At 40.7% G+C, this 25,899-nt stretch carries 15 protein-coding genes, 2 tRNA genes and 3 rRNA genes; 10 read left to right on the forward strand and 10 right to left on the reverse strand.

All coding sequences use genetic code 11. The features are described from left to right. The first annotated feature begins 4 nt into the window (after nucleotides 1–4). The 3 genes from ACY2A0_RS04235 to ACY2A0_RS04245 are packed head-to-tail and all read left to right on the forward strand — an operon-like array spanning nucleotide 5 to nucleotide 2,219. Nucleotides 5–1,168 (forward strand): MFS transporter, encoded by a 1,164-nt coding sequence (locus tag ACY2A0_RS04235; protein WP_461788320.1) that lies wholly within the window; start codon nucleotides 5–7, stop codon nucleotides 1,166–1,168. Between the two features lie 3 nt (nucleotides 1,169–1,171). Then, nucleotides 1,172–1,801 carry a hypothetical protein gene (locus ACY2A0_RS04240; RefSeq protein ID WP_461791271.1) on the forward strand — a complete coding sequence of 210 codons (630 nt, stop codon included), beginning with the start codon at nucleotides 1,172–1,174 and terminating at the stop codon, nucleotides 1,799–1,801. A gap of 4 nt (nucleotides 1,802–1,805) precedes the next feature. Then, a complete protein-coding gene (locus tag ACY2A0_RS04245) occupies nucleotides 1,806–2,219 on the forward strand; it encodes a GNAT family N-acetyltransferase (RefSeq protein WP_461788322.1) in 414 nt (137 codons plus the stop codon). On the opposite strand, the gene ACY2A0_RS04250 is transcribed toward ACY2A0_RS04245, so the two are convergent. Then, nucleotides 2,209–2,610, reverse strand: a complete 402-nt coding sequence (locus ACY2A0_RS04250) for a hypothetical protein (RefSeq protein ID WP_461788323.1) — start codon at nucleotides 2,608–2,610, stop codon at nucleotides 2,209–2,211. The genes ACY2A0_RS04245 and ACY2A0_RS04250 overlap by 11 nt on opposite strands. Before the next feature lie 114 nt (nucleotides 2,611–2,724). On the opposite strand from ACY2A0_RS04250, the gene ACY2A0_RS04255 reads away from it, so the two are divergent. After that, on the forward strand, nucleotides 2,725–3,837 hold the full coding sequence (locus ACY2A0_RS04255) for a M42 family metallopeptidase (protein WP_113639655.1): 1,113 nt from the start codon (nucleotides 2,725–2,727) through the stop codon (nucleotides 3,835–3,837). A gap of 434 nt (nucleotides 3,838–4,271) precedes the next feature. Here ACY2A0_RS04255 and ACY2A0_RS04260 read toward each other — a convergent pair whose 3' ends face one another. The 8 genes from ACY2A0_RS04260 to ACY2A0_RS04295 form a co-directional block, all read right to left on the reverse strand. Then, nucleotides 4,272–7,178, reverse strand: coding sequence for an outer membrane beta-barrel protein (locus ACY2A0_RS04260; RefSeq protein WP_461788324.1), 2,907 nt, complete (start codon nucleotides 7,176–7,178; stop codon nucleotides 4,272–4,274). Then, complete coding sequence (locus ACY2A0_RS04265) at nucleotides 7,178–8,005, reverse strand: hypothetical protein (RefSeq protein ID WP_461788325.1); 828 nt, start codon at nucleotides 8,003–8,005, stop codon at nucleotides 7,178–7,180. The genes ACY2A0_RS04260 and ACY2A0_RS04265 overlap by 1 nt, the downstream gene beginning before the upstream one ends. A 116-nt stretch (nucleotides 8,006–8,121) precedes the next feature. After that, nucleotides 8,122–9,846: a S8 family peptidase gene (locus ACY2A0_RS04270; protein WP_461788326.1), complete on the reverse strand. Its 1,725-nt coding sequence runs from the start codon at nucleotides 9,844–9,846 to the stop codon at nucleotides 8,122–8,124. 384 nt (nucleotides 9,847–10,230) lie between these two features. Further along, nucleotides 10,231–10,342: ribosomal RNA gene (gene rrf, locus ACY2A0_RS04275) — 5S ribosomal RNA — on the reverse strand. 80 nt (nucleotides 10,343–10,422) lie between these two features. Next, nucleotides 10,423–13,297, reverse strand: a 23S ribosomal RNA gene (locus tag ACY2A0_RS04280). A gap of 231 nt (nucleotides 13,298–13,528) precedes the next feature. Then, nucleotides 13,529–13,602 (reverse strand) — tRNA-Ala (locus ACY2A0_RS04285). Nucleotides 13,603–13,617: 15 nt separating this feature from the next. Then, nucleotides 13,618–13,692 (reverse strand) — tRNA-Ile (locus ACY2A0_RS04290). A 137-nt stretch (nucleotides 13,693–13,829) separates the two neighbouring features. After that, a 16S ribosomal RNA gene (locus ACY2A0_RS04295) occupies nucleotides 13,830–15,349 on the reverse strand. The 16S, 23S and 5S rRNA genes sit together here with 2 tRNA genes alongside, the layout of an rRNA operon. 1,158 nt (nucleotides 15,350–16,507) lie before the next feature. Here ACY2A0_RS04295 and ACY2A0_RS04300 point away from each other — a divergent pair. The 6 genes from ACY2A0_RS04300 to ACY2A0_RS04325 all read left to right on the forward strand — a co-directional run bounded on the left by ACY2A0_RS04300 (nucleotide 16,508) and on the right by ACY2A0_RS04325 (nucleotide 22,680). Next, nucleotides 16,508–17,452, forward strand: coding sequence for an outer membrane protein assembly factor BamD (locus ACY2A0_RS04300; protein ID WP_461788327.1), 945 nt, complete (start codon nucleotides 16,508–16,510; stop codon nucleotides 17,450–17,452). 1 nt (nucleotide 17,453) lies between these two features. Beyond that, nucleotides 17,454–17,780 (forward strand): DNA-directed RNA polymerase subunit omega, encoded by a 327-nt coding sequence (locus ACY2A0_RS04305; RefSeq protein WP_461788328.1) that lies wholly within the window; start codon nucleotides 17,454–17,456, stop codon nucleotides 17,778–17,780. A gap of 133 nt (nucleotides 17,781–17,913) precedes the next feature. Then, complete coding sequence (gene coaBC, locus ACY2A0_RS04310; RefSeq protein ID WP_461788329.1) at nucleotides 17,914–19,116, forward strand: bifunctional phosphopantothenoylcysteine decarboxylase/phosphopantothenate--cysteine ligase CoaBC; 1,203 nt, start codon at nucleotides 17,914–17,916, stop codon at nucleotides 19,114–19,116. A gap of 20 nt (nucleotides 19,117–19,136) precedes the next feature. Then, nucleotides 19,137–20,036 (forward strand): type IX secretion system protein PorD, encoded by a 900-nt coding sequence (gene porD, locus ACY2A0_RS04315; RefSeq protein ID WP_461788330.1) that lies wholly within the window; start codon nucleotides 19,137–19,139, stop codon nucleotides 20,034–20,036. A 245-nt stretch (nucleotides 20,037–20,281) separates the two neighbouring features. Further along, on the forward strand, nucleotides 20,282–20,659 hold the full coding sequence (locus ACY2A0_RS04320; protein ID WP_461788331.1) for a BlaI/MecI/CopY family transcriptional regulator: 378 nt from the start codon (nucleotides 20,282–20,284) through the stop codon (nucleotides 20,657–20,659). 2 nt (nucleotides 20,660–20,661) lie between these two features. Then, on the forward strand, nucleotides 20,662–22,680 hold the full coding sequence (locus ACY2A0_RS04325) for a M56 family metallopeptidase (protein ID WP_461788332.1): 2,019 nt from the start codon (nucleotides 20,662–20,664) through the stop codon (nucleotides 22,678–22,680). 750 nt (nucleotides 22,681–23,430) lie between these two features. Here the strand turns inward: ACY2A0_RS04325 and ACY2A0_RS04330 are convergent. Further along, nucleotides 23,431–25,851 (reverse strand): TonB-dependent receptor, encoded by a 2,421-nt coding sequence (locus ACY2A0_RS04330; protein ID WP_461788333.1) that lies wholly within the window; start codon nucleotides 25,849–25,851, stop codon nucleotides 23,431–23,433. Between the last annotated feature and the right edge of the window lie 48 nt (nucleotides 25,852–25,899).

The raw sequence follows: 25,899 nt of genomic DNA on the forward strand, positions 1-25,899 counted from the left end.
TAAAATGCAAAACATACTCAAAAAAAGCGATGTGATTTTGATGGCCTTTTGTACAGGTCTAATCGTAGCAAATATTTACTATTGCCAACCACTGGTTATATTAATTGCGAAAGATTTCAAATTAAGTGAAAGCGACGCAGGCAGTATTACCTTTTTAACACAAGCTGGTTATGCCATTGGCTTGTTCCTATTGGTGCCATTGGGCGATATGTTTGAAAAGAAAAAGCAGATTCTCTTTACTACTGCCTTAGCAATAGTTGCGCTGATTATCGCTGGTTTTTCCAAAAGCTTCTTTTTATTAGAATTGGCCAGTGTGCTCATTGGCGCCTGTTCCATCGTACCACAGTTGATTTTACCATTAACCGCGTCTTTAAGTAATGATGAAAACCGCGGTGCAAATATTGGAATAGTGATGAGCGGCTTATTGGTTGGAATTTTAGCTTCCAGGGCGGTAAGCGGCGTAATAGGAGATTTGCTAGGCTGGCGTGCCGTTTTCCTAATTGCAGCTGCAATATGCACCTTACTTATTTTTTTAATGGCCATTCGCTTTCCAAAAAACCTACCAACGTTCAAAGGAAGCTATAGGGAATTGATGAGCTCGATGTTTGGTTATATCAAAACGCAACCTGTACTCAGGGAAGCATCCTTGATCAACTTCTTCGCCTTTATTGTAATTATGGGATTTTGGACTACCATGGTACTTTATCTGGCAAATCCACCTCATCAATTTAGCACTTATCAAATTGGGTTATTTGGCATTGCTGGAGCAGCAGGTGCATTAGCAGCACCTTTAGTTGGAAAGTTAAGTGGCGGTACCAATCCACGTAAAAACTTAATGATTGGATTTATTTTAGAACTGATCAGCGTAGCACTTTTCTACTTTACTAGCCATAATGTTTTTCTATTTGTAGTTGGAATTATCTTGATAGACATCGGCCAACAGGCCATTCATGTGACTAATCAAACCAGAATTTACACGCTAGTTCCAGAAGCTCGCAACCGCCTTAACACCATTTTCATGTCAGTAAGTTTTGTAGGAGCGGCCTGTGGTTCTGCATTAGGTTTATGGTTATGGGCTGCTGGTGGTTGGACAATATTTTGTGCAGGAATTACGGCCATCATCATTTTAAATATGCTGATTTATCAATTATATTCGAAGAAAAATTAAACTATGAAACCATCTAAAACGCTTCTCAAGCTCTCATTTGCCCTATTATGTTCAATTTTACCCCTGATGGGCTACGCTCAGCAAGACACATCAAAAAAAACTGAGCAATTAAACGAAGTAACTTCTTTAAATAAAATTAGCATCTATCTACCAGGTGTGGCACTAGAGCGAGAGCAGAAAATTAGCAGATCGTCAACTTTATCGCTAGGCATAAATTATCATTTTACGTTTTTACGAAGCTATTATTTATCTTATGACTACTATTTTTCTGGAGGTTATGTTCAAACCAGTAATTACAAGATGGCGTCCAACAGCAAATTGAAAGCTGTACCAGGTGCAAATCTCAACTATCGCTATTATTATAACCTAGATAAAAGGGTTGCTAAAAACAAAAATATCGCTAACAATTCTGCAAATTATATAGGTTTAGATGTAGCCTCAATATTTCCTACCTTAATAGACCAAAAGAACCAATATGACTATCAAATAATGATTACTCCAAATTGGGGAGTACAACGCAATGCTTCTTTAACGGTAAATGGAGAATTTGCAATTGGGCCTTCACTCGTGATAAATCCATACGAAACATTGATTGGAATTGGTTTAAAGGCTGGCTTTTCATTTCGCTTCTAACATCATGAATGCCGTAGTAGTAGAGCAAATTTTTCCTGCGCTCACCTGGCGCATCAGGCAGTTGGCCATGTATCCTGAAAAGGAGATTACCGATATGGAACTCACAGAAGATTGGGACGGGATGCACTTTGGGCTTTACTACGAGCACGAACTTACTGCGGTAGTGTCCTTATTTATCGATGGCACAACAGCCCAGTTCAGAAAAATGGCCGTTTTACCAAGCGACCAACGCAAGGGGTTTGGTTTCCAATTGCTCAGCTATGTAATCAATTACTGCAAAGATCAAGGTATACAATTGTTATGGTGCAATGCCCGTGTTGATGCAGTAGAGTTTTATAAAAAATTTGGTTTCGCTGCCATTGGTGAGCCTTATTTACGAAACCAAATTGCTTATATCAAAATGGAGCTTACTTTTTAGGCAGTGCTCTGTTTAAATCCATTACAGGTGTTAACCCTTCGGATGGTATATAAATAATCTGGGGTAAGCTACCTTTATCTGCCAATTTTTCCAGCGTTCTGATAAACAAATATTGGTTATACGTAGGCGATAGAGTTCCGTTTTCTACCCTCATCGCTTCGGCCATTCCCTTTGCTCGTTCAATTTCTGCAGCGGCATTTAACTTTTCTGCTTCTAGTCTTGCTTTTGCTTCTTCTACCAAAATTCTTCGGTTTTGTTCTGCCTTTGCCATCTCGGCCTTACCTGCCATTTCCTGTTGCCATACATTATAGCGTGGCAAACCCCACATCAATGCAATAATTACAATCAGCACAAAAAGTGCTGCAGGAATGAAAATTTTAATTGCGTTCATAAATGATATTTTTTACAGTTTTTTGGAATATACTGATTTCCTGTCAAAATTCTATAAATGGGTTTCAAATGATGCCGTTAAATTGTACATTTACCATCATACATAAATAAAACTATGGCAAAAAAGAAAGACGAAAATAAAAAACACGTGCCTGTAGTTACCAAAAAATCACTACAGTTTTTCGAGAAATATATCAATAATGCAGCTCCTACTGGCTACGAATGGGAAGGACAAAAACTTTGGTTAGATTACCTTAAGCCTTACGTAGACGAAACTTTCGTTGACAACTATGGCACTGCTGTTGGTGTAATTAACCCTAAAGCAGATTATAAGGTGGTTATTGAAGCACATGCCGATGAAATTTCTTGGTATGTAAATTACATCACTAATGATGGATTGATTTATGTAATTCGTAACGGTGGTTCCGATCATCAAATTGCACCTTCAAAAAGAGTAAATATACACACCGAGAATGGTTTTGTGAAGGCTGTTTTTGGTTGGCCTGCTATACACACTCGTCATGGCGAAAAAGAACAAGCTCCTGAATTGAAAAACATTTTCTTAGACTGCGGATGCACCAGTAAAGAAGAAGTTGAAGCCCTAGGCATTCATGTAGGTTGTGTAATTACTTACGAAGATGAGTTTATGGTATTGAATGATCGCTATTACGTTGGCCGTGCTTTAGACAACCGTGCCGGTGGATTTATGATTGCTGAAGTAGCTCGTTTACTAAAAGAGAACAAGAAAAAACTACCTTTCGGCTTATACATTGTAAACTCTGTACAGGAAGAAATTGGCTTACGTGGTGCCGAAATGATTGCGCATCGCATTAAACCTAATGTAGCTATCGTAACCGATGTAACCCACGACACGACGACGCCAATGATCAATAAAATTACGCAAGGCGATCTGTCAGCAGGTAAAGGACCAGTGGTTTCATACGCCCCAGCCGTACAAACCAACCTTAATAAACTACTGATTAAAACTGCAGAAAAAGCAGGTATTCCATTCCAACGTCAGGCTTCATCGCGTTCAACAGGAACTGATACCGATGCTTTTGCCTATTCAAATGGCGGCGTACCTTCGGCATTGATTTCGCTGCCGTTGCGCTACATGCACACCACCGTAGAAATGGTACACAAAGAAGATGTGGACAATGTAATCAGCTTAATTTACGAAAGCTTATTGGCCATTAAAAACGGACAGGATTTTAGAGAGTTTAAATAACATACAATGTCATTTCGACGATAGGAGAAATCTGCAATGTAGTAGTAAAAGCTATGAACTTGCAGATTTTTTCTTTTCAATTTATTTTAGAAAAGCAAATCACAGCTACTATACTAGCCAGCCCCGCTTTTCGCTAAAATCTTTTTGCGGTTTATAGTACTCAAACTTCGTAAGTTTTAAAAACTTACGAAGTTGAAAAAATGTGCAACAAAAAGTATTTCCGCTCCAATCGGGTTTAGTTTACTTAGGCTTCTGCCAGAAAACCAACAAAAGCCCCCCTCAATTTGCCAAATAGACCTGATTGAACGAAAAGCCCGTAAGCGAGTGCAACGAGTGCGGACTTGAAGTGAAAGCAGGACTTTCCGAAGTGTAATGCTACAGTTCCTGCTCTTCAAATAATTTCATCCAATATCATTTCGAAATACGGGCAACTGCTAATAAAAGCTTCCGTCGCCCCTACGCATAATCTGTCTGCCATTGCGCCCTTTTGCGCCGCTCCATTTCTGCAAACGGATATTTGCTCTTAGCATAAAATACCTGCTCAATGCATTGGTACGGGTTTCGGTCTTCACCAAATCAGTGACGTTGAGGTTAACAAAATTGTTTTGCTTCAAAATATCGAAGGCTTGGAAAGTGATAGACGCCCTACGTTTCAAAAATTCTTTTTGCAAATAAGCGTTGATTACCAAAGGATTACTAGTAATATTTGAATTAATTCCACTTACAAAATTCTTGCTGCCACTGTAACCTATAATCAACGATTGCCACAAGTAGAAACGACCATCGATATTAAATGCCAGCGTTTTGGTGTTAATCACATTTGGACTAATAGTATTTTGGCTTTTTGTGATATTATACGAAACATTTGGATTAACCTCCAACCACTCGTTTGGCGTAATGCGTGGACCAAAACGTTCCGTAATATTCCAAGTACGTGTAATGCTTTCAATATTATTACTCATGGATACACCATGGTTATAGTTCACATTACCACTCAAAGACAGGTTATATTTTCGATCATTTAGTTGCTTACTAACGGAATAGTTGCCCCCAATCCGATAACCTCCATTCATGTTGGTATAGCGAGTTTCGTTGCGTAACAGTTGATTATTACTGTTAAATATTTGAACAATGTTACTCACAACAGCATTGTCAATTAGTGTTCCATTGGCATTTACCGAATAATTTAACTTATGGTTAGCAATGTAATTGTTATAGCTAAGGTTTAAGGTATGATTAAAGGTAACTTTCAAATCGGGATTACCAACTATGGTATTCTGAGGATTTGAAACATCTCTCACTGGCTGAATCTGATCAAAGGTAGGTTCCTTTGCGTTACCCGAATAATTGGCCTGCAAACTATGGGTTTTAGAAAACTGATATTGAAACCTCGCTATCGGAATTAAATTAAAACTATTTCGGTTGGTAGTAGTTCCCAAGCTCACTTTTGTGCCACTTAAAACGGCGGGCACTCCAGTAATCCCTAAAGAGAACTTCACCTTGGAGGTATTTGACAAACCGTATCGATAATTTAGTGCAATACGAGCTTGAGTGAACGAATAATCGTAAATATTGCTCAAGGAATCAACTACGCTCCGATTTTCAGAAGCATCTATGTTACTCGTTATAGCTTTATTATCATAACCGTTGTAATTGAGCTGCGCATTTAGCTCAAACTGACTGTTAGCGGCAATAGGTTCTACATAGGTAAAACTGCCTCGATAATTAGAAGTCAGATTCCTACGTTCAATTAACCGATGTACTAAGGAGTCTAACGAATTAATGTCATCCTTATAAAACTTGGTATTACGTTCCTGATCAGACTCCTGATTAGATGTGTTAAAACTGAACTGAAGGGAAAAATTTCTACGTGGTTTATTGAAAATATGCTGATAAAAAACTGTTGCTCCAATATTTGGGCGTGTATTTTTACCAATATTACTACCTAATTGATTTTGGGTAATTAAAGCTCCAGACTGCCCAATGCTTGAGCTGCTACTGCTATTGCTTGAGGAAAGCGTAATTTCAGGAGTGATTCTTAAAAAATTATTGCTATCAATGTCTGCTTCTAACTCGAAATTAAAATTATGGCTTTTAGTTTTGTTATCTCTTTCGCTTTCATTGGTGGAAAAGATTGTTCCATTGGTAGTATAGAACTCCGATAAGCTACTATTCAAAGAATTCACATTACTATAATTGTAGCGATAATTGGTATTGATTCGTATTTTCTTACCGATTTGATCTCTATAGGAAAATGCTGATACACCATTGTTGGTTGTGCCGCCACTACCGCTGCTAGAGTTCCCGTTGTTACCTCCGCCAGCACCTGCTCCGCCTCTGCCAGCGCCACCACCACCATTATTGCCGCCGTTCCCTCTGTTTCCACCGCCGCCGTTAACGTTACCACCACTATCGCCGGTAAAGGCGCCAGCATTTGCTACACCATTTACAGTATTATTTAAGCGTAAGTTTAATGATAGACTTTGATTTCCATTCAATCGAGTACCAAAAAGTGAGGTTTCATAACGTTCGTTACTGCCAGCGCCAGCATTTATATTCGCAGAATTACCAACTGATTTGTCTGTTCTGGTTACAATGTTTAATATTTTCTCAGGATCTCCATCTTTGATTCCCGTTCTGGCCGCCTGGTCACCGTAATCATCAACAATTTGTATCTTATCTACAATTTCTGCAGGTAAATTTTGGATCGCAGCAGCTACGTCGCCACCAGCGTAGGTTTTTCCGTTAATTTTTGCCTTAGTGATGTTATTGCCTTGATGGATAAGCGTCCCATCATTGCCAACTTCCATGCCTTCCATCTTCTTTAACAGCTCATCAACCGTAGCATTTTCTCTTACAATATAATCACTCGCTTTATACTCAACGGTATCCGTTTTATACGTAATCGAAGGCGTGCCGTTAACTACCACCTCATTTAGCGTATTAGCCATTGGTTGTAAGATAATGGGATCCATTACAATTCTTGGCACAGCGTCATTCTGCTTATATTTATTAACTTGCTGCTTATAGCCCATCATCGTAAGGCTCATGGTGTAAGTAGCTTGTTTTACATTTTTAAATACAAATATACCATCCGGATTAGTACTGGTAATTAACGTGTCTTTTTCCGAAGTAAGTCTAACGGTTACCCCTGGCACACCTAAATCTGTCGAATCTTTTACAATGCCGCTTATTTCTCTTACGGCAACTGGCGGTGGAACATTTTTACCTCGAGCTGGAACTTGGGCATAAGCTAACTGACAGCAGCTTAACAATAGTATTGCGAAAGAAAATGCTAAAAATGACGGTAGCTGTTTTGCTTGGTTATTCTTATCTATCATCACTTCTGCACAATATATTTACCCCAGAAATCTGTTGCTACCATTAAGTCTTGTTGTGCCATGTTTCCATTACCACCAAAGCCACCTCTATTGTTACCGCCACTAAAACCTCCGGCATTTGGACGAACGGCGAAATTACCGCCTTGTCTTCCATTTAATTTGATTTGGTATGCGATTTCCTTTTTGTCGTCAATATTTATCGCTAACACAGACAAAGGGACTGCAATTTCGCAGAAATATGCTTTTTGCTCATCCATTTTTGCCACAGCTTTAATTCCGTATTCATTATAAATTGAAATTAATGAGTCTGGAATTTGAGCAAAGCCTTTAATCTTAATCTCTTTGATCGCCGCCAACTGTGCCTTACGTTGTTCATAAGCTAACGAATCACGCTGAGCTTCAGTTTGATCACTTCTATTCATACGCATACCCTGCTGGCCTTGCCTATTATTACCCATACCGGCGCCTTGTCTATTTGCATTATTCCTGACGATTAAAGGGTACGTAATTGTAAAAGCTTCTTCTTCTCTTTTTTTACCTTTTGTATTAATACTGAAAGAAATACCTCCCGCAAATATTTTCGTGATGGTTTCACTACTAGCAGCTCTTACTGCGATGTATAAATTTTTTTCGTCGTTTGCAATGGTGTAAAAAATGCCAGTTCGTTTGTTATCCGCAGAAAAATCATTCCATTCAAGATTACGACCATCAATTCTTAATGTTTTTGGAGCTGAAATACTTCCATTTTGAATGTCTGGTAGTTTTTGCGCAGAACTACAGAGATTTCCTAATAGCATTATTAGAAAAAAAGCGTAAAATAGTTTCATATTGTGTTGGTTTACATTTGTTGTGTAATAGGCATAGACATAAAAAAACTCAAAAGGATTAAAAAAATAAACACAAAAAAAATCCCCAGCTAAAACTGAGGATTTGAATGTTTCTATTATTTAGTGGATGTTGACTTATAAGTTTCAGCTAACTTAAGCGCATTATAGGCATTAACTATACCGCCGCTCGCACACAATTCAGAGAAATTAACTCGCACGGTTTCTTCTTTATCGTTCACATATTTAACTTTTCTGTTCACTTTAGTTACCGATTTCATGATGATGTCTTTAACATCTGTAGCGGTTAACTCTGGATGATAACTTAATATCAATGCTGCTAAGCCAGAAACCACCGGAGCTGCCATACTAGTTCCATCAAATTCTTCGTAGTTATTGTTCGGCGTTGTTGAATTGATCATAAAACCTGGAGCAAAAACATCTACATTATATTTCCCATAATTGGAGAAAGAGGCCTTTAAATTGTCATCATCTTTATACGCACTTGCTCCTACGGTAATCCAATTCTTCGCATGTGGAAGTTGATATTTTGCACTATCTAATGGCGCCGGCTTAGCGAAAGGATCACGTCTTGGTGCACCACTTGTACCACCATTCATAGAGTTTGCTGGAGGTGGTGTGAATGGCTTCACTTCGGGCTTCTTATGTTTCCTTTCGTATTCGTCGGCCTCTGGACTATCATAGTATTTTGTCGGATAGTTTTCAGTTAAATCTACATTTTGATTGTCATTACCTGCTGCATGAACTAGCAGTACACCCTTTGATTCAGCGTACTTGATCGCCTCATCTACTACCTTTTTGTCCCATTTATAGCCCTTTCCAAAGCTCATGTTCACTACTCTCGCTCCATTATCAACCGCATATCTAATACCGTTTGCAACATCCTTATCTCGTTCATCACCCTGTGGTACCACCCTGATAGTCATAATACTGACACTGTTGGCCACTCCTTTAACGCCGACATCATTTTGCCTATTAGCGCCTATAATTCCTGATACGTGACTACCATGCTCAGCATCAGGACCAATCACATCGTTATTACCATAAATTCGCTCATTCGAATTTTCATAATTATCGCCTACCAGTTCAGCTCTAGCATCATAACTCTCGTTTAAATTATAACGCAACATCTGATCTAATTCCTTATATCCCTTTTCTATCGACTTATAAAACTTCTCGATACTGCCTTCGTCTTTGGAACCTTTTCTTACTATCTTTTTAATATAACCTTCCATCTCGTCATCAGCGTTATATTTATCAATATCTTCTAGGGACGGGATTTTCTTGCCATTTACTGAAGCTACAGAATCCATCATCTTCTTAATAGCAATGTAAATGGGGAATGCAGAACTTGCTTCATCGTATCGCTTGCCGAAATCGGATACCACACGTTTGTATAAAGCATATTCCGCTTTCTCAGCGCTATCCAGGACAGTAGTTCTAATGACAGACCTATATTTTGGTTCAAATTTTCTCTTGATTCTAACTAATTCCAAATTATCATACTCCAAATTCTTACCCTTCGAACCAATGAAATTCCAGCCATGTACATCATCAATGTATCCGTTACCGTCATCATCAATACCATTATTTGGAATTTCCTTCTTATTTGTCCAAAGTACATCTTTTAAATCTTCATGTTTGAGATCTGTACCGCCGTCTATTACAGCAACAATAATTTTTTCCTTTGGCTTCTTAGTACTTAATAACTCCTTGTAAGCTTTCTCAGTACTGATACCAAAATAACCGTCAACAGCTAAATCAAGGTTAAACCAGTTAGGGGGAAGTTTTACATTTTTGTCTTGAGCGTATGCAACACTCATTGAAAAAGTAAAAAGAATTATGGGAATTATTTTCTTGAAGATATTCATACACACAATGCTAAATTTCAATATACGAAAATAACCATTTAAAAAAATAGCCTTTGTAACAATAAGAAAACTTTAACAAAAATTAACGAAGAACTAATGAGTTTATAAAAATATTGACGTCTATTTAGTGATGTCGGAAGTGAATCTATTGCCAAATAAAGATGTACACTTACAATTCAATATCAAGTTGTTGTCTATTTATATTATTTAAAGATGGTTTAGCTTGTTCGCTCTGCGCTGCTGTGCGTGCGCTGGATATTTGGGCTTGTGGCCCGTGGGGTTGCTGTTTTTTGGCCACAAAAAAGCCCCCGATCATTGCTGAAGGGGGGCTGTAAGGATAGGCACCGACCTACTCTCCCACGTGTTACCGCAGTACCATCGGCTCGGATGGGCTTAACTTCTCTGTTCGGAATGGGAAGAGGTGGACACCATCGATATAGGCACCTGAATATCTTTATGATTATCAGTTGATAATAATGACATATTATTGAAAGAAGTCAATGGGAAGAACAAACAACGTGTGTGCAGCCTTGAAAGCTTCGGGCTATTAGTAATACTCGACTGTGGTGTCGCCACCTTTACATCTGTATCCTATCGACGTAGTAGTCTGCTACGGCCCTGTATGGAATCCTCATCTCGTGGCTAGTTTCGCACTTAGATGCTTTCAGCGCTTATCTATTCCCAGCGTAGCTACTCTGCAATGCCCCTGGCGGAACAACAGATTCACTAGAGGCTGGTCCAACCCGGTCCTCTCGTACTAAGGTCAGCCCCACTCAAGATTCCTACGCCCACAACAGATAGGGACCGAACTGTCTCGCGACGTTCTGAACCCAGCTCGCGTGCCACTTTAATCGGCGAACAGCCGAACCCTTGGGACCTTCTCCAGCCCCAGGATGTGACGAGCCGACATCGAGGTGCCAAACCTCCCCGTCGATATGAGCTCTTGGGGGAGATCAGCCTGTTATCCCCAGCGTACCTTTTATCCTTTGAGCGATGGCCCTTCCATGCAGAACCACCGGATCACTATATCCGTCTTTCGACCCTGATCGGCCTGTATGCCTCACAGTCAAGCAAGCTTATGCTATTGCACTCCCCGTACGGTTACCAAGCGTACTGAGCTTACCTTTGAAAGCCTCCGTTACCTTTTTGGAGGCGACCACCCCAGTCAAACTACCCATCAAACAATGTCCCCCGGATTTCCGGGGTTAGACACCGAATACAGAAAGGGTGGTATTTCAACGTTGGCTCCACGACGCCTGGCGACGCCGCTTCAAAGCCTCCCACCTATCCTACACATCCTGTACCCAATGTCAATGTTAAACTGTAGTGAAGGTGCATGGGGTCTTTCCGTCCCGTTGCGGGTACCCGGCGTCTTCACCGGGACCACAATTTCACCGAGCTCATGGCTGAGACAGCGCCCAGATCGTTACACCATTCGTGCAGGTCGGAACTTACCCGACAAGGAATTTCGCTACCTTAGGACCGTTATAGTTACGGCCGCCGTTTACTGGGGCTTCGATTCAATGCTTCTCATTGCTGATGACATCCCCTCTTAACCTTCCAGCACCGGGCAGGTGTCAGGCCTTATACCTCATCTTTCGATTTTGCAAAGCCATGTGTTTTTGTTAAACAGTCGCCTGGGCCTTTTCACTGCGGCTGACATTGCTGCCAGCGCCCCTTCTCCCGAAGTTACAGGGCCATTTTGCCGAGTTCCTTAGCCATGATTCACTCGAGCACCTTAGAATTCTCATCCCGGATACCTGTGTCGGTTTGCGGTACGAGCTTTTATAACCTGGAGCTTAGCGGTTTTTCTTGGAAGTCTGATTACCTGCGCTATCCACTTGCCCGAAGGCTCGCGGTACTATCGACTTTCGGCACTCACGGCGGATTTGCCTACCGTGCGTATACCTACCGTCTTCAACGGCCTATTCCGTCAGGCCGCGGCAGTTCCACTACTCCGTCCCCACATCGCAATTATAAAAGGTACGGGAATATTAACCCGTTGTCCATCGACTACCCCCTTCGGGTTCGCCTTAGGCCTCGACTAACCCTGATCCGATTAGCGTTGATCAGGAAACCTTATCCTTTCGGTGGGCGGGTTTCTCTCCCGCCTTATCGTTACTTATGCCTACATTTGCTTTTCCGGAAGCTCCACCACAGCTCGCGCTACAGCTTCGCCGCCGCCGGAATGCTCCCCTACCGATATATTTCAATCCCATAGCTTCGGTGTACAGTTTGATGCCCGTTTATTATCCATGCACGATCGCTCGACTAGTGAGCTGTTACGCACTCTTTAAATGAATGGCTGCTTCCAAGCCAACATCCTAGCTGTCTATGCAATCGCACCTCGTTAGTTCAACTTAACCGTAACTTGGGGACCTTAGCTGATGGTCTGGGTTCTTTCCCTCTCGGCCATGGACCTTAGCACCCATAGCCTCACTGCCGGCCATATTATACAGCATTCGGAGTTTGTCTGGATTTGGTAGGATTTGACTCCCCCGCACCCAATCAGTAGCTCTACCTCTGTATAACTCGATGCCGACGCTGTTCCTAAAAACATTTCGGGGAGTACGAGCTATTTCCCAGTTTGATTAGCCTTTCACCCCTACCCTCAGGTCATCCGGAAACTTTTCAACGTTTATCGGTTCGGTCCTCCATTACGTGTTACCGCAACTTCAACCTGCCCAAGGGTAGATCACAAGGTTTCGCGTCTACCTCCACTGACTGTGCGCCCTGTTCAGACTCGCTTTCGCTTCGGATCCGTGCCTGAAGCACTTAACCTTGCCAGTGAAGAGTAACTCGTAGGCTCATTATGCAAAAGGCACGCCGTCACCCCATACAGGGCTCCGACCGCTTGTAAGTACACGGTTTCAGGTTCTATTTCACTCCCCTGTTCGGGGTTCTTTTCACCTTTCCCTCACGGTACTGGTCCACTATCGGTCTCTCGGGAGTATTTAGCCTTACCGGATGGTGCCGGCAGATTCCCACAAGGCGTCTCCGACCTCGCGGTACTCAGGATGCTGTTAGGCTAATGGTGCTTACGTGTACGGGGCTATCACCCTATCTTGCCAGGCTTCCCATCCTGTTCCACTTCGCTGCATTATAACCACGTCACAGTCCTACAACCCCACCCATGCCGTAACATGGATGGTTTGGGCTCTTTCCCTTTCGCTCGCCACTACTCAGGAAATCATTGTTATTTTCTCTTCCTCTGCTTACTTAGATGTTTCAGTTCGGCAGGTTCGCTCTTATTGTGCCATGTCTTCAACATGGCGGGTTTCCCCATTCGGAAATCGCCGGATCGAGTCTCATTTGCAGATCCCCGGCGCTTATCGCAGCTTATCACGTCCTTCATCGCCTCCGAGAGCCAAGGCATCCCCCGTGTACTCTTTCTTACTTTCTTCCACTCGTGCGCCTTTTGCGCCGCACGGTGTGCTTTTTTGCTCTTGTCATGATGTCTCATCCCCGATGCAAGACCGGGAGAGCACAAACACAACAGTCGCCTATTGTTGTTTGCTCTTCTTTTTTAACTTCTTCCAATATGTCAAAGAACTTCCTGAAGTATAGGGTTAAAAGCTGAAAGTTGAAAGTATTGCTACCTTTTACCTTTGACCTTTGACTTTTCACTTCCAAGTGGAGAATAACGGAGTCGAACCGTTGACCTCCTGCGTGCAAGGCAGGCGCTCTAGCCAGCTGAGCTAATCCCCCAAAAAAACTTGTCCGTAGTCCCGTCCAGATTTGAACTGGAGACCCCTACATTATCAGTGTAGTGCTCTAACCAGGCTGAGCTACGGGACTATATCGATGTGCCATCTTTACTTCCCTGCCCAGTGGCCGGTAAGACCTGCGGCTTTCATCTTCTTGGTGTTTCTTTTTTCCTTTTTCGAGATATACATTATCATTTTGTGCGCAGCGGGTGGCCGGGACCACTCCAGAAAGGAGGTATTCCAGCCGCACCTTCCGGTACGGCTACCTTGTTACGACTTAGCCCCAGTTACCGGTTTTACCCTAGGCCGCTCCTTGCGGTTACGGACTTTAGGTACCCCCAGCTTCCATGGCTTGACGGGCGGTGTGTACAAGGCCCGGGAACGTATTCACCGCGTCATTGCTGATACGCGATTACTAGCGAATCCAACTTCACGGGGTCGAGTTGCAGACCCCGATCCGAACTGTGAACGGCTTTTTGAGATTGGCATTACATTGCTGTATAGCTGCCCTCTGTACCGTCCATTGTAGCACGTGTGTAGCCCCGGACGTAAGGGCCATGATGACTTGACGTCGTCCCCTCCTTCCTCTCTGTTTGCACAGGCAGTCTGAATAGAGTCCCCACCATTACATGCTGGCAACTATTCATAGGGGTTGCGCTCGTTGCGGGACTTAACCCAACACCTCACGGCACGAGCTGACGACAGCCATGCAGCACCTAGTTTCGTGCCCCGAAGGGCGCATCCATCTCTGGATACTTCACTAACTTTCAAGCCCGGGTAAGGTTCCTCGCGTATCATCGAATTAAACCACATGCTCCTCCGCTTGTGCGGGCCCCCGTCAATTCCTTTGAGTTTCACCCTTGCGGGCGTACTCCCCAGGTGGAACACTTAACGCTTTCGCTTAGCCGCTGACCGTTTATCGCCAACAGCGAGTGTTCATCGTTTAGGGCGTGGACTACCAGGGTATCTAATCCTGTTCGATCCCCACGCTTTCGTGCCTCAGCGTCAATAAAACCATAGTAAGCTGCCTTCGCAATCGGTGTTCTGTGACATATCTATGCATTTCACCGCTACTTGTCACATTCCGCCTACCTCTAGTCCATTCAAGCCCATCAGTATCAAGGGCACTGCGATGGTTGAGCCACCGTCTTTCACCCCTGACTTAACAGGCCGCCTACGCACCCTTTAAACCCAATAAATCCGGATAACGCTTGGATCCTCCGTATTACCGCGGCTGCTGGCACGGAGTTAGCCGATCCTTATTCTTACGGTACATTCAGCTCGCTACACGTAGCGAGGTTTATTCCCGTACAAAAGCAGTTTACAACCCGGAGGGCCGTCTTCCTGCACGCGGCATGGCTGGTTCAGGCTTGCGCCCATTGACCAATATTCCTTACTGCTGCCTCCCGTAGGAGTCTGGTCCGTGTCTCAGTACCAGTGTGGGGGGCCATCCTCTCAGATCCCCTAGCCATCGTCGCCTTGGTGGGCCGTTACCCCGCCAACTAGCTAATGGCACGCATGCCCATCCTTCTCCCATAAATGTTTGACCCCTCGATGATGCCATCGTGTGGTCTTATGCGGTATTAATCCGGATTTCTCCGGGCTATCCCCCAGAAAAGGGTAGGTTGCATACGCGTTACGCACCCGTGCGCCGGTCTCAGGGAAGCAAGCTTCCCATACCCCTCGACTTGCATGTATTAGGCCTGCCGCTAGCGTTCATCCTGAGCCAGGATCAAACTCTCCATTGTAAAATGTGAATTCGAACGCTGACACATCTATTAACTAAAATTGATTTGTCTGTTCTTTATTATGTTGTCTGTAAGAACCGACCTAAGAAAACAGCTGGCTGTATGTACTTTACAGTAGCATCTTCGCCCCGCTGCGCTTTTAAAAATGATATCTCTTTAATGAACTTCCCGGCACGCATCACTGCGGCCTGTATATGTTGCAAACCCGTGCCGTGTTTCGGCGGCCTTAATGCTCCGCGTCAGTTCTGCACATCGTTGTTCCAGTCTTTTCTTTATCGTTATCAAACTCCGTCTGGTAACTCCCGTTTCGTTTGGGACTGCAAAGGTAGGAAACTTTTTCTATTCCGCAAATAAAAAATAATTTATTTTTTATTTGCCTTTCTTCACCTCATCTCCCCCCATTTCCCTCTTCTTTCAAATTCCCCTCTTCCTCCGAAGCGGAGTGCAAAGGTAGCAAAAATTAAAACCCCTGCAATACTGTAGCAGCTATTTTTTCAGTAAATAAACACAACACTCTGGAATACAGCTCAAAAAATTTAAAAGTTATATAAACAAAATCCCGAAAACGTTGTTTACGCCCAAAATTATAAGATTACGAACATCAACCGTATACTGCATAGCATCAGTTGACTCTATAAAAATGGCTAGTATAATATTATTCATGTTTATTAGCTTGATTAAAATGTTGCGCCTACTGTTTATATATATCAAATAGATTGGAGACGATATATACATTATATGAGTTAACATATCACGTATCACATAAGGAATAGCACACACAGCGAGCAACTGTTTTATAACTTGGCATTGCCATCATACAGAATAGTAGCTATTAGTATATATATAATGCATTGCGATATGCGATACAAGAACAGTTTTTTAGACGCTTTGGATTGACAACGTTTATAGCAGCATTGGTATTGCAAAATAAACCCGATGGAAATGGAAAGCCCGGATCCCGATTTAAATCGGGAACGGACTTGTAATGTACAGCGGGGCTAAAGTAGATAGGAGCAGCTAAGCATATTTCCATATCTTATTATATATATGTTGTTCTTTGTTAAAATTTGTTAAGTATTTTAAAGCTGAAAAGGGTTTAACTAGCTTAGCCTTTATTATTTAATTGACGTTATCGTATTATTACCTTATCTTTGCAAAATGTTTAAAATTAAACACCTTATTATTTCTTGTATTGCCGTAGCTATTTTGGCGCTTGGTGCTTGTAAAAGTCGTTTCGAAAAATTGCGTTTGAGCAATGATGTGGCTAAAAAATATCAAGAGGGAATTAGGCTATACAATAAGAAGGACTACTCGAAGGCCTTAATTTTATTTGAAGGCTTAGTACAAAAGTATAGGGGAACGGCAGAAGCTGAGGATTTGAACTATTATTATGCATATACGTTATATCGTTTAAAGGATTACACAACTGCGAGATATAAGTTTAAAGAATTTGCTGATACATACCCTGCGAGTAAAAATGCTGAAGAGTGTAGATATATGGGGGCTTATTGCTTTTATCTGGACTCTCCAAAATCTTCGTTAGACCAAGAGAATACTTACAAAGCAATTGACGCATTGCAGCTTTTTATTAACCTGTATCCTAAAAGTGATAGGGCAACGCAAGCGGCGCAGTACATTGCTAACTTAAGGGATAAACTAGAAAAGAAAGCCTTTGACAATGCCAAACTATATTACGATTTAGGAGGTTATGATGTAACTAACTATAAAGCGGCGGTTGTTGCTTTAAAAACTGCGCAAGTAGAGTTTCCGGATATTAAATATGCTGAAGAAATGAATCTATTAATTGTTAAGGCGCAGTTTATGTATGCAAAAAATAGTTTCCCGGCCAGACAAGAAGACCGTTTTAACGAAGCAATTGACTACTATAACGAATTTATAGAAGCTTATCCCAGCAGTAAGTATGCAAAAGAAGCAAAACAGCTAAAAGATGATAGCGAACTTGGCATCGCCAATGCTAAAAGAATATTGGCTGAAGAGGCTGCTATGATTGCCAAATACAAAGCGCTAGAAGAAAGTGATAAGGGCAGCAAAAAGAAAAAAGATACGACTAATAATAATTTAGATATTAAAACACAAAAATAAAATGAGTACTCCAAAACCAGCTATTCCGAATACTACGGTTACTAGAAATGTTCATGATTTGGATAGATCCACTGATAACATTTACGAGTCGTTAGTGATTATTGCTAAAAGAGCTAACCAGATTTCGAACAACATGAAAGAGGAGCTACACGGTAAACTAGCGGAGTTTGCTTCATCTAACGACAACTTGGAAGAAGTTTTCGAAAATAGAGAACAAATTGAAATTAGTAAGCACTATGAGCGTTTGCCAAAACCAACGCTTATTGCCATGGACGAATTCCTTAACGACAAGGTTTACCACAGAAATCCTAGTAAAGAACAAAAGTAATTTGTTAGGCGTCACACGTTAATGTGTGTACTAAGACTATATGCGTAAAAGCCACAGCTGCACAAATTAATATTGTGTGCCTGTGGCTTAAATGCTTTTATGCATATCATTTTTAGTTTATATTTGCTTGCAGATGTTAAATCGTAAAAATATTCTATTAGGTGTTTGCGGCAGTATTGCGGCCTATAAATCGGCATTGTTGGTGAGGTTACTTGTGAAAGCTGGTGCCAATGTAAAAGTAATTTTAACAGCTGACGCCGCAAACTTTATCACGCCGTTAACTTTAGCTACCCTTTCAAAAAACCCGGTTTACACTCAGTACTTTGAAGCTGAAACTGGCGTGTGGAGTAATCATGTTGAACTTGGCTTATGGGCTGACTATATGTTAATTGCTCCGGCAAGTGCCAACACTATTGGAAAAATGGCTAATGGGCTTTGCGATAACCTTCTCACGGCAGCTTACTTATCTGCGAAATGCCCAGTGTTATTTGCTCCTGCGATGGATTTAGATATGTGGCAGCATGAAAGCACGCAAGAGAACATTAGCAGACTACAGCAGTTTGGTAACATTATGATTGAGCCAGGAACAGGCGAGCTGGCCAGTGGTTTACATGGACAAGGAAGAATGGCAGAACCTGAAGAAATTATTGCCTTTTTAGAGATTGAAATAGTGAAACATTTACCACTACTGAATAAAAAGGTAATGGTTACCGCCGGTCCAACGTACGAAGCTATTGACCCGGTAAGATTCATCGGGAATCACTCTTCTGGAAAAATGGGCTTTGCTATCGCTGAACAGTTATATGCTATGGGTGCCGAAGTTATTTTAGTTGCTGGCCCAACTACGTTAACTGCAAGTGCTGGAATTACGCGAATTGATGTTGTTAGCGCCGAAGAAATGCTGCAAGTCTGCCAAGCGAACTTCATTGGTAGTGACATTATCGTAATGAGTGCGGCAGTTGCAGATTATACTCCAGTTGAAGTAGCACAACAAAAAATTAAGAAGAAAGAAGACCAGTTTAATATTGAATTGAAGAAAACAACTGATGTGCTAGCTACATTGGGCAGCAAGAAATCTGAAACGCAGCTACTAGTTGGCTTTGCACTTGAAACAACAGATGAGGACAACTATGCCAAAGAAAAGCTTCGCAAGAAAAACTTGGATCTAATTGTATTGAATTCATTAAACGATAAAGGGGCAGGTTTTAAAGTGGATACCAACAAAATAAGTATATTCAACAAAAAGTTGGAAAAAATCACTTTCGAAACAAAAACTAAAACAGAAGTTGCCAAAGATATTTGTAATGAAATACTAAAGCTTGTGAAAACTAGTTAATATCTAAACTGAAAAACCGAATGAAAAAAACGCTTGGATTCTTATTGATGGTATTTGCTTTTTTTGCTGTAAACGCACAAGAGCTAAATACTCGTGTTCAAATTTTGGCGCCTACAATTACAAATGCCAACAGGAGAAACTTGGATGTTTTGCAAAATATCATTCGCGATTTCATGAACAACAACAAATGGACTAACGAAACCTATTTGCCACAAGAGAAAATAGACTGTAATTTAGTGATTAATATTACTGCCTGGGATGGTAATGCCAATTATACTGGTGAAGCTCAAATCCAATCGAGCCGGCCTGTTTATGGCAGCTCCTACTCTACTACTTTGCTAAATATGAGTGATAAAGATTTCAGTTTCGCTTTTAGCGAAGGACAATCGCTAGATTTTTCTGATCAGAATTTCATCAGCAATTTAAGTTCGCTATTAGGTTTTTATGCCTATACCATTATAGGTTTAGATAAAGATAGCTTCAGCAAATTAGGCGGTACTCCATATTATCAAAAGGCTCAAAACTTGGTAAACATTGCCCAAACCGCCGGTGGTAAAGGCTGGCGACCAGCAGACGGCTTAAGAAATAGGTATTGGTTAAATGAGAATTTACTCAACAACTCGTTCAAAGGCTTAAGGACATTTATCTATCAATACCACTTAGAGGGGTTGGATAAGCTTCAAGATAATGGTAATAACGGATTGAAAAGTATCATTTCTTCCCTGTCAGACTTAAGACAATTCGACAAACAGAAACTAGGTTCAATTTTTCCAAATGTTTATTTTGCTACAAAAGCTGATGAAATTACCAACGTACTATCGATGGCTGATTTTCAGGATAGAAATAAAGCGTATAACCTGTTAGTGGATATTGATCCGCCTAACACTGCAAAATACGACGGTTTAAAAAAACGTAACTAAACGATCTAACGCTCAATTCTAACCAAAGTCTTAATTCAATCATCACTTTTCCAAGTGCACTTCAGCCACCCTACAACGTGGTTTGGAATTTTACATCCTTAGCTTTTCATAAAAAATTAGCTCGTTCGTGCAACATAACGATAGGAATCGCTACTTATAGAAAGAAATATTCAAAAATTTAGGAAAAAATTTGTTTATACGAAAATGTTCGTATATTTGAATACGAAAAAATTCGTAGTACAAAAATGAGCAATAATAATATTAAACCTACCGACGGAGAAATGGAGATTTTACAAGTGCTTTGGGAAAAGGGCAATTGTACCGTTAGAGAAGTGCATGAAGCGTTAAATAAAAAAGACTCAGGCTATACCACTACTTTAAAGCTGATGCAGATTATGCATGAGAAGGGATTGGTTGGTAGAGACACGAGTTCAAAAACACACGTTTATGAAGCCATTGCGAGCAGGGAAATTACACAACAACATTTGGTAAAGAAAATGATTGACAATGTATTTAACGGATCTGCAGCAAGGTTAGTAATGCAAGCTTTAGGCAATAAAAGTGCAAGCCAGGAGGAGATAGATTTAATCAAAGAATACTTGAATAAACTTGAAAACAAATAATTATGGAAGCCATCGTTAACAACCTTATCAAAGCCATTGGCTGGAGCATTCTACACTCCTTATGGCAAGGGGCAATCATTTTTGCTATTCTTTTCATCCTTCTTTCTGTTAAAACAAAAGTAAGTTCCAAGTTAAGGCATAATTTTTCCATCGTTGCTTTGTTCGCTACTTTCACAAGCTTTTGTTTCACTTTTGCTTCGCTATTTAATTTACCTAAGCAAACAGCTGGCTCTTCGGATACGCTACTAACGAACGACATGGTTGTACAGTTTTATACCTTAAGTAACAACTGGAGCTTTAAGACTGAACGCTATTTCCCAATTATTGTGGCGCTTTATGTACTTGGCATTGGATTTCAACTAACAGTACTGATATCAGGCTATGTGAAGTTGAAAAAACTGAAAAAATCACATACTGCAGCTATCCCTGGCGAATGGTTAACCGTAGCTGCGCAAACGGTTGCCAAATTAGGAATCTCCAAAAAAATCCAGTTTTATTTATCGGACCGAGTAAATGTTCCAGTAGCATTAGGCTTTTTGAAACCAGTGGTTCTTTTCCCTGTAGCATTGGTTGCACAGCTTGATATTAAGCAGGTTGAGGCTATACTGATTCATGAACTTTCGCACATTCGAAGAAACGACTATGTTTTAAATCTGATCAAAACTGGAATTGAAACAGTGTTATTTTTTAATCCGTTTGTGTGGCTCATCTCCAGATTCATACACATTGAACGCGAACATGCTTGCGATGATATGGTAGTAACTTTTACTGGAGAACCCGTTACCTATGCTCATGCACTTTTGAAATTAGAGCTCATTAAAGACAAAATGCAACCGGCCCTTTGTTTAGCGGCAACGGGCAAAAACCAACACCTTTATCAACGTATTAAAAGAATTACTAATATGAAAACCAATTACATGAATGCAAAGCAGAAAATACTTGCGCTTTGCTTAACCTTAGCTACCGTTGTTTCACTAGCTTGGATCAACCCAACAAAAAATGAGATAGCCAGTGTTAAAACTACAAAAGCTAATCTTCGAAAATTGCTGACTTCCGATGATAAACCTAGTAGGTTGGTTTGCTTAGCAGATACCGATACCGTAAAAAATAAAATTGTTAGAGAAATTGTCATCAAAAACAAGGATGGCAAGAGAACTGTTTACCGATCGCTTGACGAGATGCCAGATAGTGTTAGAGAACGAGTTTTAGCATTAGATAAGAAATTCAATTCGCCAGAGTGGAAAGAGCATATGGCTAAGATTGAACTTCGAGGAAAGGAATTAGATAAACAATTTAACTCGCCGGAATGGAAAGAGAAGATGGCTAAAATCGAACTTAATGCCAAAAAAATGGAAAAAAAGTTCAATTCGCCGGAGTGGAAAGAAAAGATGGCTAAAATGGAACTGAATGCAGAGGAAATGGAAAAGAAGTTTAATTCGCCTGAATGGAAAGCACAAATGGCAAAGATTGAACTGATGGGAAAAGAGCTAGATAAAAAATTCAATTCGCCAGAATGGAAAGAGCAGATTGCCAAGATTGAGTTGAATGCAAAAGATATGGAGAAAAAGTTTAACTCGCCAGAGTGGAAAGCACAAATGGACAAAATTGAGCTTCAAGGCAGGGAACTAGATAAAAAATTCAACTCGCCAGAATGGAAAGAGAAAATTAGAAAAATTGAGCTTGATGCCAAAAAAATGGAGCAAAAGCTAAACTCGCCAGAATGGAAGAAAAAAATGAAAGAGATTGAAGAGCTTAGAAATTCGCCAGAATACAAAGAGCTTCAGGAGAAATACGAAAAAGATCTAGAGCAGCTGAAAAAGAAAAAAGGCATTTCAAGTGATAAAGCATTCTTGTTACTGGACAGTGCCCTGCCGATACAAATCACCAATTTACCTATGGTTGCGCTAGCACCTGTTCAGAAGGTTTTTGTTGCCGCTCCAACCACAACACTCAACATTAACCCTTCGATTGATTTGGATAAAACCATCAACTTACAGTTGTTTAAAGCTAAAGATAAATAAACCAAACAAATGAATACCGTTAGGGGTGGGAGTTTTTACTTCTGCCCTTTTTTTGTTTTGTAAGCTTTTATGGTGTTAAGGTAGATTTGATTCAGAAATAATTGCTTGCCAGGGATTGCTTCGTCCGTGCCTCCTTGCAAAGATGCTAAGGACTGAGATTTAAAAAGCTACCGTTGGCAAATAGCATAATTCCTTCTCTCGAATTTATGTTAGATTTGATCAGAAATAATTGCATACCGGAGATTGCTTCGTAGTGCCTCCTTGCAAAGGCGCTAAGGGTTGAGATTTTAGATGCTATCGCTAACAAATAGCATAATTTCTCTTATTCCGGACTTATGTTAGGTTTGATCCAGAAACAACTGCATACTAGAGATTGCTTCGTCTTGCCTCCTCGCAAAGACGCTAACGACTTCAGAGCTATCGGCATCAAATAGCTTATTTTCTCTTATCCCGAACTCTTGTTAAGTTAGATCTGATCAAGAAACAACTGCATACCAGAGGTTGCTTTCGTGCCTCCTTGCAAAAACGCTAACTACTGAGATTTTAGAGGCTATTGCCAGCAAACCGATGAAATACTGCTGGTTGTAAATTAAGCGGGATAGTAGTGGAAAGCCCGCAGCAAAGGGCCTGATTAGGGAGCGGACTTGAAGCGAATAGCCCGGCTACAGTTGCCAAGCAGTAGTACTAATCACTTCCTATAAATAAAAAAGCCGAGCTACAAATGTAACTCGGCCTACGGTATATCAATTATTAATTACTCGATTTTTTGGTATCGTCGTTACTGATACTGCGCTCACTTTTCTTGATGGAACTTTCCAGCTTTCCAAATTTCCAGTTAAGGCCGACATTGATTCTGCGAAAGAAATTTTCACGAATACGTTCCTGTGTAAAGTCAGGTCCTTCGGTAATGTTTCTATAAGCTCTGAATTTTTGGAAAGGGTTGGCCACCATTGCGGAAAGAGTCAGTTTATCTTTAATGATATCCTTACTGCCACTAAATCCTATAAAATAGTAGTCGTTAGATTTACCTTGAAGCATGATATTTGGCGCACTATAGCTTAAAGATAAGCTAGCTTTCCAAGTGTTTTCAAACTTATAGCTAGTGTTTAAGCTGCTGTAACCTGTAACTCCGCTATTTTCTTCAGACACGCCGTTCACCATACCTTCAATCCATATCATGTTTAAATTGGCACTGGCATTAAGATTCCATTTTGAAGTAATGGGATAATTGAAATTAGCATTTAAACCCAATAGCCTATCCTTTCCAATATTTAAAGAGGTGATACGCGTTAAATTTTCAGCCGCTATATACTGGAAAACCCGCTGCTGTGTGTTGTTTGCGAAATTATAGCTCAGACTTAGGTTAAGTGAACCTTTTTTGAAATTACTGTAAGTTACTTCGAAATTATTGCTTAATACGGCCTCCAAATCGGGGTTACCAACGTATTCAAAATTTGGCCTTGACCTATCCACAAATGGATTTAAATCCCAAATACCAGGACGTTGAATGCGCTGGGTGAAACCTAAACTAACACTTTGACTGTTCTTTAATGTACGATTAAAGGACAAAGCCGGGATTAAATTAAAATACTTGGTTTTAACTTCGCTATTGGTGCTCTCGAACAAACCTGTAACGTAGGTTCCTTCCAAACGAGCGCCCGCTTTAAAAGTCCAATCCTTTAATTTAAGTACATAAGTATTATAAACGCTGTAGATATTTTGATCGTTACTGTAAACGTTGCTTTGACTAGGATCAAGTACGTAACTATTTGTGGTACTATTAAACACTGAAGATTGGAAGTTAGCTTCGCCTGTTCTTAAGATTGCCTTCACCCCTGCTTCAACGGTAATTACCTTGAAAGGATTTACATAATCAACTTGTGCAGTTTGTTCTTTCGATTTGTTGTTGTTATCCTGTATGTAGTCACTTATAGAAAAGCTTGGTTGAGCCGATGAAAAACGTATATCGTTAAATTGCGGCTCTTTATTATCAAAAAACTTGTAAGAAAAGGTCAACAAATGTTCTTTTTTATCTTTGAAACCTTTTTGGTAATTCAATGTATAATCAGTTCCCTGCCATTCATAACGCGTACGTGAAGCCATGTTGTAAGCGGTAGCGGTAGCACCATCTTTGATATCAAAGCTTTGGTTGAGGTTCTGATCATTGTATCCTCCATAAGGATTGATTTCAGCAGTGATCAAATTGAGCGAATCAATTTCATAGCTCAACTCGCCGCCGCCCCATGCCCAACGATTATTTATATTTTGCAGTCCTTCAGAGTACAGCGTAGATTTAACACCATTGGTTTGCGCAATTCGAGTATCGATATTTCTAATTCCGTTTACTTTCCAAACTCCAGTACCACCATACAAATTGGCACCAAAATTACCCTGCTTAATGGTTAAATTAGCATTTCCGTTAGGGCCGCCTGGTATTTGATAGCGTGTATTGACATTACCGTTGTATCCGTTGTCTACTTTCCTAGAAGTAACAATGTTAATGATGCCTGATAAACCTTCACTTTCATATTTTGAAGGCGGCGTGGTTATTACTTCTATTTTTTGAACGCCGTTAGCAGGCATGTTGCGTAAAAACTCTTTCGGATCTCTAGTTAAAATGCCCGAAGGTTTACCATTAATTAAAATCCTGTAGTTGCCAGTTCCCTTCAACTTTACGTTATCATCAGCATCCACAGATAGCAGTGGAACTTTACGCATCATATCTAAAACTGTAAGCACCTTGCTTTCTGGATCTGCCTGGGTATCGTATACAATTCGATCTGGCTCTTGCTTTATAATTGGCTTGCTGCCCACAATGGCTACCTCGTTCAAGTCATTGCCCTGGGTTTTCATTTGGATTTTTCCCAAATCAATATCGGCATTGAGCTTAACTGGAATTTGCTTCGACTTGTAGCCTAAAGATCCAATAATTACGGTGTACTGTCCCTCTTTTACGGCAGCAAATGAAAATTTGCCCTGCTCGTCGGAAATGACACTTTTAATAACTGTTGAATCTTTTTTTAGAGCGATGGTAAAATATTCGCCCGGCTTTTGGCTTAAGCTATCAATCACTGTGCCTTTCATTTGGTGCGTCTTTTCTTGTGCTTGCAGGCTAGTTAACTTTACACTGAGAAGTATCAGAATACAAGAAAAAAGGAAAATTTTATTCATTTTAAGTAGTTAGTTTAGACAATGATGTTTTTTTACATCACCAACTAA

This window comes from Pedobacter sp., from assembly GCF_965249885.1.
Classification (GTDB): domain Bacteria; phylum Bacteroidota; class Bacteroidia; order Sphingobacteriales; family Sphingobacteriaceae; genus Pedobacter.

Coding starts and splice junctions, on each gene's coding strand:
- ACY2A0_RS04235 (WP_461788320.1), top strand. CDS start 5: ATGCAAAACATACTCAAAAAAAGCGATGTGATTTTGATGGCCTTTTGT.
- ACY2A0_RS04240 (WP_461791271.1), top strand. CDS start 1,172: ATGAAACCATCTAAAACGCTTCTCAAGCTCTCATTTGCCCTATTATGT.
- ACY2A0_RS04245 (WP_461788322.1), top strand. CDS start 1,806: ATGAATGCCGTAGTAGTAGAGCAAATTTTTCCTGCGCTCACCTGGCGC.
- ACY2A0_RS04250 (WP_461788323.1), bottom strand. CDS start 2,610: ATGAACGCAATTAAAATTTTCATTCCTGCAGCACTTTTTGTGCTGATT.
- ACY2A0_RS04255 (WP_113639655.1), top strand. CDS start 2,725: ATGGCAAAAAAGAAAGACGAAAATAAAAAACACGTGCCTGTAGTTACC.
- ACY2A0_RS04260 (WP_461788324.1), bottom strand. CDS start 7,178: ATGATAGATAAGAATAACCAAGCAAAACAGCTACCGTCATTTTTAGCA.
- ACY2A0_RS04265 (WP_461788325.1), bottom strand. CDS start 8,005: ATGAAACTATTTTACGCTTTTTTTCTAATAATGCTATTAGGAAATCTC.
- ACY2A0_RS04270 (WP_461788326.1), bottom strand. CDS start 9,846: ATGAGTGTTGCATACGCTCAAGACAAAAATGTAAAACTTCCCCCTAAC.
- ACY2A0_RS04300 (WP_461788327.1), top strand. CDS start 16,508: ATGTTTAAAATTAAACACCTTATTATTTCTTGTATTGCCGTAGCTATT.
- ACY2A0_RS04305 (WP_461788328.1), top strand. CDS start 17,454: ATGAGTACTCCAAAACCAGCTATTCCGAATACTACGGTTACTAGAAAT.
- coaBC (WP_461788329.1), top strand. CDS start 17,914: ATGTTAAATCGTAAAAATATTCTATTAGGTGTTTGCGGCAGTATTGCG.
- porD (WP_461788330.1), top strand. CDS start 19,137: ATGAAAAAAACGCTTGGATTCTTATTGATGGTATTTGCTTTTTTTGCT.
- ACY2A0_RS04320 (WP_461788331.1), top strand. CDS start 20,282: ATGAGCAATAATAATATTAAACCTACCGACGGAGAAATGGAGATTTTA.
- ACY2A0_RS04325 (WP_461788332.1), top strand. CDS start 20,662: ATGGAAGCCATCGTTAACAACCTTATCAAAGCCATTGGCTGGAGCATT.
- ACY2A0_RS04330 (WP_461788333.1), bottom strand. CDS start 25,851: ATGAATAAAATTTTCCTTTTTTCTTGTATTCTGATACTTCTCAGTGTA.